The sequence below is a fragment of the Arthrobacter crystallopoietes genome (assembly GCF_017603825.1).
GTDB classification, from domain to species: Bacteria; Actinomycetota; Actinomycetes; order Actinomycetales; family Micrococcaceae; genus Crystallibacter; species Crystallibacter crystallopoietes_B.
In genome coordinates this window covers 3,548,546-3,563,315 of sequence record NZ_CP072014.1, presented here as the reverse complement: position 1 = coordinate 3,563,315, position 14,770 = coordinate 3,548,546, and the positions used below count along the sequence as shown (strand labels likewise).

The following is a 14,770-nucleotide window of genomic DNA, read 5'->3' as shown; positions in this document are numbered from 1 at the left end:
GAACTGCGAGAAGATGGTGGCATGAGCGCCGAAGATCTTGAGAACTATGAAACGGACATGGAGCTGCAGCTCTATCGCGAATACCGCGACGTTGCGGGTCTGTTCAGCTACGTTGTGGAGACCGAGCGGCGGTTCTACTTGGCCAACCACGTTGATCTGCAGGCCCGCTCCGCCGATGGCGAAATCTACTTCGACCTGACCCTGCAGGATGCCTGGGTCTGGGACATTTACCGCTCGGCACGTTTCGTCAAAAAGGTTCGCGTGCTGACCTTCAAAGATGTGAACATCGAAGAGTTGACCAAGACCGATGACCTGACGCTGCCCAAGGACGCAGACCTCGGCAACTAGCGTTTTCCCCGCCTGCCTACGGCCCAGTGGATATTGCACTTTTCCTGCACAGCAATCACGGTCAGGTTCAACGTCCACATAACACTCTTGGCCTCTGTCCCGTGGCGGTCCGTGCCGCAACGCTGGGGGTATGAGAGCCAAAGACAAACTGGGAAAAGACGGCGAGGACCTGGCCGCCAGGTATTTGGAGCAATCCGGGCAGCGGGTCGTGGACCGGAATTGGCGTTCCGGCACGGGGGAGATCGACATCGTTGCACTGGAAGGTGCGACCGTTGTCGTTTCCGAGGTCAAAACGCGGCGGAGTCCGGACCACGGGCATCCGCTCGAGGCGATTACGCCTGCCAAGGTGCAGCGGCTGCAGATTCTCACCCTGCAATGGTTGCGTGCGCACGGCATGTCGGGCGCCGGGTACCGGATCGATGCCGTAGCCATTCTCCATGACGGGCAGACCCCTCCAGTCATCGAGCATGTGAAGGCCGTGGGCTGATGGGACTGGGCAGAACATTTTCCGTGGCACTGGTCGGCCTGTGTGGGCACATGGTCGAAGTGGAAGCCGACATAGGCCAGACCCTCCCGGCATTTGTCCTTCTCGGCTTGCCGGACGCGTCGCTGAATGAGGCGAAGGACCGGATCAAGGCGGCGGCCAAGAACGCCGGAATCCCGTTGAGCCGGCGCAAAATCACCGTGAACCTGATTCCGGCCTCCTTGCCGAAGAAGGGCTCGGGCTTCGATCTGGCAATCCTGATGTCCGCCCTGCAGGCAGCCGGTGATGTCCGGCCAAGCGGCGGGACAGTGTTCCTCTCCGAGCTGGGGCTTGACGGCAGGCTGAGGCCCATCCGGGGAGTATTGCCCGCCGTCATGGCAGCCGTTGATGACGGCCACCCAGAGGTCGTTGTGGCGGCGGCCAACCGGGCGGAAGCGGAACTGGTTCCCGGCGTCAAGGTCCGGAGTTATGGAACTCTGGCTGAATTGCTGCTTGCCTATGGCGCGGATCCGGTCCCGCTGCTGCTCCCATTGGACGGGGCAGAAGAAACGCCGGCCGGGCACGGGAGCCCATCAGCCGGTGATTGCCGCGAACCCGACATGGCAGACATCACGGGCCAGCACGAAGCCAGGACTGCCATGGAGGTTGCCGCCGCCGGCGGGCATCACATCATGCTTGTCGGGCCGCCCGGGGCAGGCAAGACGATGCTCGCGGAGCGCCTGCCCGGTCTGCTGCCTGACCTGCCGGACCATCACGCCTTGGAAGTCACGGCAGTCCATTCGCTGAGCAATACAGCCGCGCATTTGACCCAGTTGCTGCGGCGTCCGCCATTCGAAAACCCACATCACACGGCCACCACTGCTTCCATCATCGGCGGCGGTTCCGGAGTCCCGCGTCCCGGGGCCGCATCCCGGGCACACCGCGGCGTCCTCTTCCTCGACGAGGCGCCCGAATATGACCGCGCCGTACTGGATGCGCTGCGACAGCCGCTGGAGAGCGGGAACCTCGTGCTCCACCGGGCAGCGGGGACGGCTGCCTATCCTGCCCGGTTCCAGCTGGTGCTGGCCGCAAATCCCTGTCCCTGCGGGATGGCCAGCGGCAAAGGACTGGAGTGCAGCTGCACGCCCATGCAACGCCGCCGGTACTTCGGCAAGTTATCCAAACCCCTGATAGACCGTATAGATCTTCAGCTGCGGCTCAAGCGGCTGTCGCTGGCCGACATGGCCGGTGCTGCGGAGCAGGAAGCGAGCCGTACCGTTGCGGCACGGGTGCACGAAGCCAGGCGGGCCCAAAGGGAGCGGCTGGGACGTTGGGGGCACGAATTGAATTCTGAAGTCTCAGCCGAGCTACTCAAGACCGAGCTGAGGCTTTCGCGCACGGCAACGGTTGACCTCGACAAGGCCATGGAGCGCGATGTGCTGACCGGCCGGGGTTATGCCCGGGTGCTCAGAGTGGCTTGGACCATGGCCGACCTGGCCGGCCTGGCGGTTCCCGGTCGAGACTGCGTCAGCACGGCGCTGGCTTTCCGCCAACAGGTAGGTGCGGCATGATGACGACAACTACGCGGGCCGCCGACCGCAGGGCGCGGGCGGCCTTATCACGGCTCATGGAGCCTTCGGACTGGGTGGGACTCGCCCTTGTCGCGGCCGTTGGTGCCCTGGATGGGCTGCGTATCGCTACAGGCGAGGTGAAACCGGGGCCGGAGCTGCAGGGTGAGCTCTACCGCCTGCTGAACCGGGAGCAGTCACGCAGCCAGCAGGGAATGCTTTCCGAGGCCCTGCAGCGCTGGCAGCCGCGTGTTAAGGATCTGGACCCGGATCGGGACCTAGCCACGATCGAGCGCCTGGGTGGGAATGTACTGGTGCCAGGCGATGAGTCTTGGCCACTGGCACTGGCTGATCTGGAACTCGCAGAACCGCTGTGCCTGTGGATTCGCGGGCAATACTCAGGCGGAATTCCCCCAGCAGAACGCACCGTAGCCCTGGTCGGTTCAAGGGACAGCACGAACTACGGCAACTCGGCTACCGGCGACCTGGCAGCGGGCCTGACGCAGAAGGGCTATTGCGTGGCTTCCGGAGGTGCCTACGGCATCGACGCCCAGGCTCATCGGTCCGCCTTGGCAGCCGCGGAGCCAGGGCAGTGGCCAGCTACCGTTGCCATTATGGCGTGCGGACTGGACCGCTACTATCCGGCGGGGAATGAGGAACTGCTCCGAACCGTGGCCAGCCGAGGTCTTCTGCTTTCCGAGCTGCCGCCGGGGGCCGCGCCCACGCGCTGGCGGTTCCTGCAGCGCAACCGTTTGATCGCCGCACTGGCCGGTACCACTGTTGTCGTAGAAGCCCGGTGGCGCTCGGGAGCCCTGAACACGGCGCACCATGCTGCAGGACTGGGCCGTCCGGTCGGCGCAGTACCGGGATCCATTTACTCGGCGAACTCGGCAGGCACGCACCGGCTGCTGCGGGACGGCAGTGCAGTCTGCGTAACCGACGCTGCGGAAGCCGCTGAATTAGCGGGACCCCTTGATGCCGGGGCGGCCGCAGAGCAACAGGCGCCACTGTCCGATCATGATGGTCTAAGCGTGGAGGACCTGCTCCTGCTGGACGCACTGCCCGTGAGGCAGGGAACCACGGTCGAGAAGCTTTCGGCTGTAGCCGGGTTGCCCCTGAGGGCGGTGCTGGCGGGGCTCGGCCGGCTGGAAATCATGTCCCTTGCCCAGCAGGATTCGTCGGGTTGGCGGCGGCACCGGCGGGGCTGAATGCTGGGTAGTCGTCGCTTCCTAAATCCTGCCGGCGCCTAACGTGTGGCGTCTTGAGTTCGCGACCGGGATCGAGGACAGTGGAACGATGAATGCTCGTGAGACGCCGCAAGCTGCATTGGGCCGGCCATGGCCGGAAAGCTTCAGCTTAGCGTTCAACGGGTTTGAAAAGTACCTGACTGCCGAGCGTGCTCATTCTGAACACACCACACGTGCCTACCTGGCCGACCTCCAACAGCTCTTCAACTTCGCGGCGGACAACTCCGTAACAAATTTAAGTGGAATCAGTCTGCTGACTTTACGCGCCTGGCTGGGCGGTATGAATGCCGACGGCCTGGCCCGGTCCAGCATCGCCCGCCGTGCCGCTGCCGCCCGAATGTTTACCGCTTGGGCACTGCGCGAAGAACTGATAGGAAGCGATCCGGCAGTGCGGCTGCAGGCCCCCAAACGCCAACGGACGCTGCCCCACGTCCTGCAGCGGCGCCAGGTGGATCAACTGTTCTCGACCCTGGCTGCGGAAGCAGCCGAGGGGCAGCCCGTTCCGCTGCGGGATCGGGCGCTGATCGAACTTCTCTACGCCACAGGAATTCGTGTTGGGGAGTTGTCCGGACTGGACATTGACGACCTTGACCAGGACCGCAGGCTGGTACGCGTGCTGGGTAAGGGCAATAAGGAGCGAGCTGTTCCCTATGGCGTTCCTGCCGCAACTGCGTTGGACGACTGGCTTCGCCGCGGTCGGGGAGCACTTGCCACGGATGCCAGTGGTCCGGCGCTGTTTCTGGGCCGCCGGGGAAAACGGATCGACCAGCGGCAGGTGCGGGACGTTTCCGCACGCTTGTTTGCTGGACTGGGCGACACCGCGGCCACCAGCCCGCACGCATTGCGCCACAGTACCGCTACGCATCTTCTCGACGGTGGAGCGGACCTCCGTGCCGTCCAAGAGATTCTTGGCCATGAGTCCTTGGCGACTACACAGATCTATACCCACGTCTCGGTGGATCGTCTGCGAGCAAGCTATAAGCAGGCGCATCCGCGTGCCTAATGCTTGCGATGAATGGCAACTCGGTAGTTACGCTGGCGGAATTCCTGGACATGCGGCAGAATGAGTCACATAATCCATCGGGTTGACGAAATACTAAGAGAAGTATCGTTGAATCAACCTGAGCAATAGCAGCGTCGGAATCAGATAACTGTCCGTGGGCTGAAGGTCGTTGGGGAAGACGTACCTACAGCAAATTGGAGGATGGGATGTCTGTTGTGATGACGCGTGGTGTGCTGTTTGTGCATTCGGCGCCTACAGCGCTATGCCCCCACATCGAGTGGGCCGTCGGATCCGTCGTGGACAAGCGAACGGATCTTGACTGGACCCCTCAACCTGCTGCGCCCGGAATGTTCCGGGCCGAACTCTCGTGGATCGGTCCACAGGGGACAGGTTCTATGTTGGCGTCCGCCTTGCGTGGCTGGGCCCACCTGCGTTATGAGGTGACAGAAGAGCCGAGCCCCGGCGTCGATGGCGGCCGCTGGTCGCATACGCCCGAACTCGGCATATTCCACGCGGCAACAGATGTACATGGCAACATCATGGTTTCGGAAGACCGCATCCGCTATGCCTATGAGACGGGTGCCGGTGATCCGGCAGCGGTCTACCATGAGCTCTCCCTCGCGCTGGGCGAGGCTTGGGACGAAGAGCTGGAACCTTTCCGGCATGCAGCCGAAGGCGCGCCCGTCCGGTGGCTTCACCAAGTCGGCTGACACTTCTGCATCAAACGTCTTCGCCGCTCATCCAACAGCAAAGCAAAGGAGAGGCTGCCCAGCGAATCGCTGGGCAGCCTCTCCTTTGCCAATCGACGGCAGGGATTTCTGCTCCCGTACGGTCAGGCGTTCCGGAATACGACGACGGCGTTGTGTCCGCCGAAACCGAAGGAGTTGTTCAGCGCCACAATGTCGCCGCTCGGCAAATCCCGGGCGGAGGTCACGACGTCCAGCGGGATCTCCGGATCCTGGTTATCGAGGTTGATGGTCACAGGTGCCTTGCGTTCGTACACAGCAAGGGCCGTCATGACAGATTCAACGGCGCCCGAGGCACCCAAGAGATGTCCGGTCTGTGACTTGGTCGCCGAGACCGAGACATTGTCCACCTGACTGCCTAGCGCAGCCTTGAGTGCTGTGTACTCGGGTTTGTCGCCGACCGGGGTGGAGGTGGCGTGAGCGTTGACGTGGACCACGTCTACGGCCTGAGCGCGAGCGTCAAACATGGCTGCCTTGAGTGCCCGGGTCGCTCCAAGGCCTTCCGGATCCGGGGCAGTGATGTGGTAGGCATCGGCGGTGACTCCGGAGCCGGCAAGTTCGGCATAGATACGGGCGCCGCGGGCCAGGGCGTGTTCCTCGGCTTCGAGGACAAGCGCGCCGGCTCCTTCGCCCATGACGAATCCGTCGCGGTCCAGATCGTACGGCCGTGAGGCGTGCTCAGGGTCGTCGTTACGCTTGGAGAGCGCCTGCATGGCGCTGAAGGCGGCAATCGGCATGGCATGGATGGCAGCTTCGGCGCCGCCGGTCATGACGACGTCGGCCTTGCCGGCGCGGATGAGATCAACCCCCAAGGCGATGGCTTCGGTGCCGGAGGCGCAGGCGGAAACAGGAGTGTGGGCGCCGGCGCGGGCACCCAGATCCATGCTCACCGCTGCTGACGGGCCGTTGGGCATCAGCATGGGCACGGTCATCGGCAGAACCCGGCGGGGGCCCTTTTCCCGGAGGGTGTCCCAAGCGTCCAGCAGCGTCCAGACGCCGCCGATACCGGTAGCGAAGGCCACGGCTAGCCGGTCGTGGTCGATCTCCTCGATGCCCGAATCCTTCCAGGCTTCACGGGAGGCGACCACGGCGAACTGCGTGGAGGGATCCATCCGCTTGGCCTCGACACGGGTCAGTACTTCGTCCGGTTTATTCGAGGCCCGGCAGGCAAAGGTCACGGGGAGTTCGTAGCGGGCTACCCAATCGTCTTCAAGGGTACGGGCGCCTGACACGCCCTTGAGAGCGTTCTTCCACATCGTGGGGACGTCGCCGCCGATGGGCGTGGTGGCGCCAAGGCCGGTGATGACTACTTTGCGTGCCATTTACTTATTCTCTCCAAGGGTGTGGGGCAAAAAATGCAAGAGTCGGCGGCCGGACCGATTTCCATCCGGCCGCCGGTCCCTGTGAAGGGAAAACTTACGCCTGGGCGTTGGCGATGAAGTCCACGGCGTCGCCGACGGTCTTGAGGTTCTTGACCTCTTCATCCGGGATGCGGACGCCGAACTTTTCCTCGGCGTTGACGACGATCGTCATCATGGAGATGGAGTCGATGTCCAGATCATCGGTGAAGGACTTGTCCAGCTCGACAGCCTCGGGGGCGAGCCCGGTTTCCTCGTTAACGATTTCGGCCAGGCCTGCCAGGATTTCTTCGTTGCTAGCCATTGAAGGCTCCTTTTCTTATGGTGCCGGCACGGTGTCCGGCCGGGGTTGTCAAACCGCTGAATACGGCTTGGAATGGAAAACTGTTCACATGCAGGGGAAAATGCAGCGGAACGACTGCGATACTACGGCAGAACGACGACCTGTGCACCGAAGACCAGCCCCGCACCGAAGCCGATCTGCAACGCCAGGCCTCCGCTGAGCTGGGGGTTTTCCTGCAGCAGCCGGTGCGCGGCCAGCGGGATGGACGCCGCGGACGTGTTCCCGGCGTCTGCGATGTCGCGGGCAACCGCAACACTATCCGGAAGCTTAAGCTGCTTGATCATTTCGTCGATGATGCGCATATTGGCTTGGTGCGGGACGAACGCGGCCAGCTCTTCCGGCTTGACCCCGGCCTCGTCCATGGCGCGCTTGGCAACCTTCGCCATTTCCCACACGGCCCAGCGGAAGACCGACTGTCCGTCCTGCCGCAAGGTGGGCCACAGCTTCTTGCCGTCCTCGGTCCGTTCTTCGGCAGCTGCGGAGAGAGAGCCTGCGGCCTCTGCCGCCAAGGACAGCTCCCGCACGTCGTTCAGCGAATGGGTCATGCCGATGACGTCCCACTTGCTCCCGTCCGAGCCCCAGACCGACGGTCCGATGCCGGGTGTGTCGGAAGGGCCGATAACAACGGCGCCTGCACCGTCGCCGAGCAGGAAGGAGATGGTCCGTTCGGAGTTGTCGATTACGTCCGAGAGCTTCTCGGCTCCTACCACCAGAACGTATTCGGCCGCGCCGGAACGGACCAGGGCGTCGCCCTGGGCAATGCCATAGCAGTAGCCGGCGCAGGCAGCGGAAATATCGAATGCCGGCGCGGGCGTTGCCCCCAGCCGGTCTGCCAAGGCAGCAGCGGCCGACGGCGTGGCGTACGGGTGCGAGACTGTCGAGACGATGACGGCCCCGAGCTGGGAGGCTTCTATGCCGGCCTTCTGGAGTGCTTCATTGGCAGCGCCCTCGGCCATGTCCACAACGGAGGTGTCCGCTCCGGCACGGTGGCGCGTCACAATTCCGGTCCGCTGGCGGATCCATTCGTCCGAGGACTCAATCCACTGGCAGACATCGTCGTTCGTGACGATGACATCGGGCCGGAAGGCTCCCATACCGAGGATGCGGGAATGTTCGCGCAGTTGTGACTGGCGCATGACGGGGGTGCTCACTGGTGGATGTCTCCAGACTTATGTTCATTGGTAAGTGCGACGCCGGCCGGTGTCTGCTGTGTATGCTCGGCGATGAAGGCACGGGCCTGTTCGAGCTGGTCGGGGGATTTCAGGGCCATTGTAGCGACACCCTTCATGCCGCGCTTCGCCAGCCCCGTCAGTGTCCCCGCCGGCGGTAGTTCAAGTAGGCCGGTCACTCCCACGGAGAGCAGTTCTTCCATGCACAGATCCCAGCGGACGGGCCTGGAGACCTGGGCGATCAGACTGTCCAGGTTCTGCTCGCCGCCGGCAACCGGTTCGCCGTCGTAGTTGGACAGCAGCGTCAGCGCCGGCGAAGCCGGGGAAAGCTGCGGACGCAACCCTTCCAGGACGCCGACGGCGGGCGCCATGTGTTCGGTATGGAAAGCGCCAGCCACCTTCAGCGGGACGACGCGGGCCTTGGCCGGTGGGTTATCTGCCAGCTTCTGGAGTTGGTCAAAGGTGCCGGCTGCCACGATCTGCCCGCCGCCGTTCGCGTTCGCGGGGGTGAGCCCCGCAGCGTCGATAGCTGCGAGGACTTCCGCCTCGGCTCCGCCGAGCACTGCGCTCATACCTGTCGGCGTCTGGGCCGCGGCCTGGGCCATCGCATTGGCGCGTTCGCGGACGAAGGCCATCGCATCGTTTTCCGTCAGGGCGCCGGCGATTGCCGAGGCCGTAATCTCGCCGACGGAATGTCCGGCTACAACCGTGGAAAGATCCAGCGGCTCGTCCGCGGTCAGCGCTCTGGCCGCAATGAGACCAGCCGCGACGATCAGCGGCTGGGCGATGGCTGTGTCCTTAATGGTCTCTTCGTCGGAAGTGGTTCCATGGGCTACGAGGTCCAGCTTCGCAATGTCGCTGAGCAAGCTCAGGTGCTCAGCGACGCCGGGGACGTCTAGCCAAGGGGAGAGGAATCCTGGGGTCTGGGAGCCCTGGCCCGGGCAGACAATTGCAAGCACTTATCCAGCTTTCCAAAGAGGTTGGGTTTCTTAGGGTGTTTTGGCAAACGAAGCTCGCCTGATCCCTTTGTAGGAAGTCTACAAGGACAGGTTGTTACTGCCGAGTAGGCGCGCGCTCTTGGGCGGGCCGCGCCGCGGCCACCAGACGGCCAACAACGAGGGCTGTTTGCAGAACGAACGCCTCGCGGGGGAGCAGCGGATCCCAGCCGGTCACGTCACACACTCTCCGCAGACGGTACCGCACGGTGTTCGCATGGACGAAGAGTTCCCTGGCGGTCGCCTCCAGGGAATGGCCGAGAGACAGGTAGCTGGAGAGCGTTTCGCTGAGTCCGTTTCCGGCGTTGACCAGCGGCACGTAGATGTACTTGTACAGATCGCGGCGTGCGGCGTCGTCTCCCGACATGACACGTTCGGGCCACAGATCGTTTGCCGCCACGGGACGTGGCGCGCCTGGCCATGCCCGGGCGGCCGAGAGGCCGGCGAAAGCTGCCTGCGCCGACATACTCGCGTCCACCAGCGATTTGGTTTCCGGTCCGTAGACAACGGGGCCGGGGCCGAACAGTTCGCTGAGCCGGATGAAGGCCGTGCCCTGGTCTGAGATGCCGCCCAGTACCAGAATCAGCCTCTCGCCCTGGATCCCCACCAAGGTGTCGTCGGCAAACCGTGAACTGGCCCGGCGGATTTCGGCGACGAACGATGGGCTTGGTTCCGGCGGGGAGCTGCCGACCATGACGGTAATCCTGCCGGCGGACTTCCAGCCGACGGCGGCGATACGAGAACGCAACGCGTCCGAGCTCTCGCCACGCAGGATGGCGTCCACGACAAGCGCCTCCAGCCTTGTGTCCCAAGCGCCGCGGGTCTCGGCGGCACGAGCGTAGACGTCTGCTGCGGCGAAGGCCACCTCCCGGGAATACCTTAGGACCGCCTCACGCAGCGATGCTTCGTCGCTGCCGCCCGCCAAGTCGCTGACCTGGTCCTCCACGGCTTCAACCACAACCCGGATCAGCTGCAGGGCGCGTTGCAGGCTGATTGACCGGGTAAGTTCGGTCGGAGCGGTGCCGAAAACGTCATTCATGACCCAGGCAGGCGATGCCGGCCGTTCATACCAGGTCACGAAGGAGGCGATACCTTTTTGTGCAACCAGCCCCAGCGCGGCCCGCTCGTCGGGACGAAGACTGCGGTACCAGGGCAGCTCGCTTTCCAGCCGCTTGAGCGTAGTAGTAGACAATGCGCCGATTTTCGACCTGAGCCGGTCAAGGGTGGCAGCGGTAGCTGGCGGCTGCTTGCTTGAGGACGGCCTGGCGCCGCGAGCCGTGGTTTTCGGCGACGCTTGCGGGGCCGGGGTTGCGGCGTTGGTCCGGGGCTGGGGCATGCCTTGAGCATACGCACTCGGCGGCCTGCGCTCCATTCGTTCTTTTGTGCGGTTCCTACTAAAACTGCAGGAACTGTTCCCGCGGCCGACGCGGGTCGGGGAGATAAAAAAGCAGCGGGACTCCTTCCGGAGGTCCCGCTGCTTTTCCCGCTCATGCCGCTTGGTCAGGAATCGCCGCCGGCGTTTCCGGACGTCCCGGCCGTAACGTCGTTGAGCTTGTACCGGTCGAAGGCTTCCTTGGGGGCGTTCTGGTCCACCTCGCCACGGCGGGCGAGCATTTCCAGGGCGCGGACCACGATCGAGTGGCTGTCGATCTTGAAGAACCGGCGGGCGGCTGCACGGGTATCGGAGAAGCCGAAGCCATCCGCACCGAGCGTGGCGAACTCATGAGGCAGGAACTGGCGGATCTGGTCCGGCACGGCCTTCATGTAGTCGCTGACGGCCACGATGGGTCCGGTAGCACCCTCGAGTTGTTGCGTGACGAACGGCTTGCGCGGCTCGGAGCCTGGGTTAACGAAGGCTTCTTCCTCCGCCGCCAGGCCGTCCCTGCGCAGCTCGGCCCAGGACGTGACGGACCATACGTCGGCGGAGACACCCCACTCGTCGGCGAGGATCTGCTGCGCCTCCAGGGCCCACGGCACCGAGACGCCGGAAGCCAGCAGTTGGGTCCTGGGACCGTCAACCTTGGCCGGCGCCAGCAGGTAGATGCCCTTGAGCAGACCTTCGACGTCGAGCTCTTCGGGCTCTGCCGGCTGCAGGATCGGTTCGTTGTAGACCGTTAGGTAGTACATGACGTTCGGATCCTTGGAATCCGGTCCGTACATGCGCTCCAGGCCGGACTTCATGATGTGTCCGATTTCGTAGCCGTACGCGGGATCGTAGGTGATGACCGCCGGGTTGGTCGAAGCGAGCAGCGGCGAATGGCCGTCGGCGTGCTGCAGGCCTTCTCCGGTGAGCGTGGTCCGGCCGGCGGTGGCGCCGATAATGAAGCCACGGGTCATCTGGTCCCCGGCGGCCCAGAAGGAATCACCGGTGCGCTGGAAACCGAACATCGAGTAGAAGATGTAGATCGGAATCAGCGGTTCGCCGTGGGTGGCATAGGCGGTTCCTGCTGCCGTGAAGGCTGCGGTGGAACCGGCCTCGTTGATGCCCGCGTGCAGGATCTGCCCGGAAATCGACTCCTTGTAGGCCAGGACCAGGTCGCGGTCCACGGACAGGTAGTTCTGGCCCTTGGGGTTGTAGATTTTCGACGTCGGGAAGAACGAGTCCATGCCGAAGGTACGGGCTTCGTCCGGCACAATCGGGACAACCCGCTTGCCGAAGTCCTTGTCCCGCATCAGATCCTTCAGCAGACGCACGAAGGCCATCGTGGTCGCGGCCATCTGCTTGCCGGAGCCGCGCTTGGCAACTTCGTAGGCCTTGTCGTCAGGCAGATGGATCGGCTCCGCGGTGTTCCGCCGCTCCGGCACGTAACCGCCCAGAGCCTTGCGCCGCTCCTGCAGGTACTGGATCTCGGGGGAGTCCTGTCCTGGATGGTAGTACGGCGGCCGGTACGGGTCGGCTTCGAGCTGCTCGTCGCTGATCGGGATCCGCAGGTGGTCGCGGAACTGCTTCAGATCATCCAGGGTCAGCTTCTTCATCTGGTGGGTCGCATTGCGGCCCTCGAAGTGGGTGCCCAACCCGTAGCCCTTGACCGTGTGCGCGAGGATGACCGTCGGCTTGCCCTCGAACTCGGTGGCAGCCTTGTAGGCGGCGTAGACCTTGTGGTAATCGTGGCCGCCGCGCTTGAGGTTCCAGATCTCCTCGTCGGAAAGGTGGGACACCATTTCCTTGGTCTGCGGGGTCTTGCCGAAGAAGTGCTCGCGGACGAACCCGCCGGACTCGGCCTTGTAGGTCTGGTAGTCGCCGTCCGGGGTCCCGTTCATGACGTCCACCAGGGCGCCGTCCTTGTCGGCGGCCAGCAGGGGATCCCACTCACGGCCCCAAACAACCTTGATGACATTCCAGCCCGCGCCGCGGAAGAACGCTTCGAGCTCCTGCATGATCTTGCCGTTGCCGCGCACCGGGCCATCAAGGCGCTGGAGGTTGCAGTTGATGACAAAGGTGAGGTTGTCGAGGTTTTCGTTGGCGGCCAGCTGGAGCAGGCCGCGGCTTTCCGGCTCGTCCATTTCGCCGTCGCCGAGGAAGGCCCAGACATGCTGGTCCGAGGTGTCCTTGATGCCGCGGTTGTGCAGGTAGCGGTTGGACTGCGCCTGGTAGATGGCGTTCATCGGGCCGATACCCATGGAGACCGTCGGGAACTCCCAGAATTCCGGCATCAGCCGGGGGTGCGGGTAGGACGAGAGTCCGTGGCCGGCCTTGGATTTCTCCTGCCGGAAACCGTCCAGGTCCTCTTCGCTCATGCGGCCTTCGAGGAAGGCGCGGGCATACATGCCGGGCGAAGCGTGTCCCTGGAAAAAGACGTGGTCGCCACCGCCGGGGTGGTCCTTGCCGCGGAAGAAGTGGTTAAGTCCGACTTCATAGAGGGTGGCGGCGCCGGCGTAGGTAGAGATATGCCCACCGACGCCGATGTCGGGCCGCTGCGCGCGGTGCACCAGCACCGCCGCGTTCCAGCGCAACCAGGCACGGTACTTGCGTTCGATTTCTTCCTTGCCCGGGAACGCGGGTTCCTGGTCGGCGGGAATGGTGTTGACGTAGTCCGTGGTGGTGACCATGGGCACGCCGACGCTCTGGGCGCCCGCTCGTTGCAGCAGGGAGCGCATGATGAACTGTGCGCGCTCGGTGCCTTGGGACTGAATCAGCTGGTCCAGCGATTCGATCCATTCCGCGGTTTCCTCAGGATCGCGGTCCGGGAGCTGGTTTGTCAGCCCGCTCAGGATGTGCGAGGTATCTTCTCCTGCGCTCACGTCCAACCTCTCTTATGTGCAGATTGTGTCTGCGCCGTGCATAGTCAAGCGTCCCGGCCGCTCTTACGGCGGGCAATGTCTCCGGCTTCAAGCGGAGGCATTGGTTGCTGAATCCCGAGGCAGTCCGGGTTGGACGCGCACGGATATTCTTCGTGCAACTCTAGCCGCTCATAGTGCCATAGCGTAGCCGCGGTACCGTGCGCGAACCCGTTGATTACGCGGTGGAAGGACGCACTATCACAATTGCGGCAGGGGCTGCCTTTTTCACGTCGTACACTGCGACTGGCTTGATGCATCCGCAAATAGGGTGTTGGCTTGTAGTATCCATTACAGGACCGACCCGGTCCTGTACATGCACGTATGACAGTTGCAAGACAGTTCCAACCAGGAGGAGCACAGTGAGCGAGGCCGAGGCCGCCACGGTTGACAATGTGGCAGGCAAGTTGGGTTTCAAAGACGGAGACCTAATACAGGAGTTCGGCTACGACGAGGATGTGGATTTCGATCTGCGTGCCGACATCGAAGAGTTGACTGGCTCCGAACTGCTCGCCGAGGACGACCAGGATTCCGTAGATGCTGCCATCCTGTGGTGGCGGGACGGTGACGGAGACCTGGTGGACGCGCTGGTGGATTCCCTCACCATGCTGGACGACGGCGGTGTCGTATGGGTCCTGACACCGAAATCGGGACGGGACGGCTACGTTCCGCCGTCGGATATCCAGGAAGCAGCACCCACGGCAGGACTGCACGTCACCACGTCCGCAGGAGTCTCCGATGACTGGGCAGCAGCCCGGCTTGTAAGCAAGAGGAATAAATAACCGTATGAGTTTTCCCACCGTCGGCAAGGCTGCCCCGGATTTTGAGCTGTCCAACCAGTTCGGGGAGCCGATCCGTCTCTCCGAACTCCGCGGCCAGTCGGTCGTTATAGTCTTTTACCCCTTCGCTTTCTCCGGGATCTGCACCGGCGAACTGTGCGCGCTCCGTGACGATTTGGCGTCCTTCAAGGATCAAAACGCGCGACTGCTGGCCGTGTCCGTTGACCATAAGTTCGCGCTGCGGGCCTTTGCCGAGCAGGAAAGCTATGAATTCGATCTGCTGGCCGATTTCTGGCCGCATGGCGGCGTTGCGAAGGCTTATGGCGTGTTCGACGAAGAATCCGGAATGGCAGGACGCGGAACCTTCATCGTGGACGCGGACGGAATCCTGCGCCACGTGATCAATAGCCCTCGTACCCAGGCGCGGGATATTCAGGAGTATCACCGCCTGTTGAAAGAACTTTAGGCAGCTT

At 63.5% G+C, this 14,770-nt stretch carries 14 protein-coding genes; 8 read left to right on the top strand and 6 right to left on the bottom strand.

From position 1 onward, the window contains the following. The first annotated feature begins 21 nt into the window (after positions 1-21). From J5251_RS16290 to J5251_RS16265, 6 genes are all read left to right on the top strand, one after another. On the top strand, positions 22-348 hold the full coding sequence (locus J5251_RS16290) for a DUF2469 domain-containing protein (protein WP_074702055.1): 327 nt from the start codon (positions 22-24) through the stop codon (positions 346-348). Positions 349-478: 130 nt separating this feature from the next. Beyond that, positions 479-835, top strand: a complete 357-nt coding sequence (locus J5251_RS16285) for a YraN family protein (protein WP_139005370.1) — start codon at positions 479-481, stop codon at positions 833-835. After that, the gene (locus J5251_RS16280) at positions 835-2,382 is read left to right on the top strand and encodes a YifB family Mg chelatase-like AAA ATPase (RefSeq protein ID WP_139005371.1); all 1,548 of its coding nucleotides are present in this window, start codon (positions 835-837) and stop codon (positions 2,380-2,382) included. The genes J5251_RS16285 and J5251_RS16280 overlap by 1 nt, the downstream gene beginning before the upstream one ends. After that, the gene (locus tag J5251_RS16275) at positions 2,379-3,587 is read left to right on the top strand and encodes a DNA-processing protein DprA (RefSeq protein WP_244250701.1); all 1,209 of its coding nucleotides are present in this window, start codon (positions 2,379-2,381) and stop codon (positions 3,585-3,587) included. The genes J5251_RS16280 and J5251_RS16275 overlap by 4 nt, the downstream gene beginning before the upstream one ends. An 88-nt stretch (positions 3,588-3,675) precedes the next feature. Then, entirely contained in the window at positions 3,676-4,629 is a 954-nt protein-coding gene (locus J5251_RS16270; protein WP_208574606.1) for a tyrosine recombinase, read from the top strand. Between the two features lie 206 nt (positions 4,630-4,835). Next, positions 4,836-5,339 (top strand): DUF3145 domain-containing protein, encoded by a 504-nt coding sequence (locus J5251_RS16265; RefSeq protein ID WP_074702062.1) that lies wholly within the window; start codon positions 4,836-4,838, stop codon positions 5,337-5,339. A gap of 122 nt (positions 5,340-5,461) precedes the next feature. On the opposite strand, the gene fabF is transcribed toward J5251_RS16265, so the two are convergent. From fabF to aceE, 6 genes are all read right to left on the bottom strand, one after another. Continuing rightward, the gene (gene fabF, locus J5251_RS16260; RefSeq protein WP_139005374.1) at positions 5,462-6,697 is read right to left on the bottom strand and encodes a beta-ketoacyl-ACP synthase II; all 1,236 of its coding nucleotides are present in this window, start codon (positions 6,695-6,697) and stop codon (positions 5,462-5,464) included. 94 nt (positions 6,698-6,791) lie between these two features. After that, positions 6,792-7,037: an acyl carrier protein gene (locus tag J5251_RS16255; protein WP_074702064.1), complete on the bottom strand. Its 246-nt coding sequence runs from the start codon at positions 7,035-7,037 to the stop codon at positions 6,792-6,794. Positions 7,038-7,159: 122 nt separating this feature from the next. After that, entirely contained in the window at positions 7,160-8,212 is a 1,053-nt protein-coding gene (locus J5251_RS16250) for a beta-ketoacyl-ACP synthase III (protein WP_431188563.1), read from the bottom strand. An 11-nt stretch (positions 8,213-8,223) separates the two neighbouring features. Then, a complete protein-coding gene (locus J5251_RS16245; RefSeq protein WP_208574605.1) occupies positions 8,224-9,204 on the bottom strand; it encodes an ACP S-malonyltransferase in 981 nt (326 codons plus the stop codon). Between the two features lie 94 nt (positions 9,205-9,298). Next, positions 9,299-10,576: a PucR family transcriptional regulator gene (locus J5251_RS16240; RefSeq protein ID WP_244250700.1), complete on the bottom strand. Its 1,278-nt coding sequence runs from the start codon at positions 10,574-10,576 to the stop codon at positions 9,299-9,301. 164 nt (positions 10,577-10,740) lie between these two features. Beyond that, the gene (aceE, locus tag J5251_RS16235) at positions 10,741-13,482 is read right to left on the bottom strand and encodes a pyruvate dehydrogenase (acetyl-transferring), homodimeric type (RefSeq protein ID WP_208574604.1); all 2,742 of its coding nucleotides are present in this window, start codon (positions 13,480-13,482) and stop codon (positions 10,741-10,743) included. Between the two features lie 398 nt (positions 13,483-13,880). On the opposite strand from aceE, the gene J5251_RS16230 reads away from it, so the two are divergent. Both J5251_RS16230 and J5251_RS16225 read left to right on the top strand, forming a co-directional pair. Further along, positions 13,881-14,300, top strand: coding sequence for a DUF3052 domain-containing protein (locus J5251_RS16230; RefSeq protein WP_139005379.1), 420 nt, complete (start codon positions 13,881-13,883; stop codon positions 14,298-14,300). Positions 14,301-14,304: 4 nt separating this feature from the next. Continuing rightward, positions 14,305-14,763 (top strand): peroxiredoxin, encoded by a 459-nt coding sequence (locus J5251_RS16225; protein ID WP_139005380.1) that lies wholly within the window; start codon positions 14,305-14,307, stop codon positions 14,761-14,763. Positions 14,764-14,770: the final 7 nt, after the last annotated feature.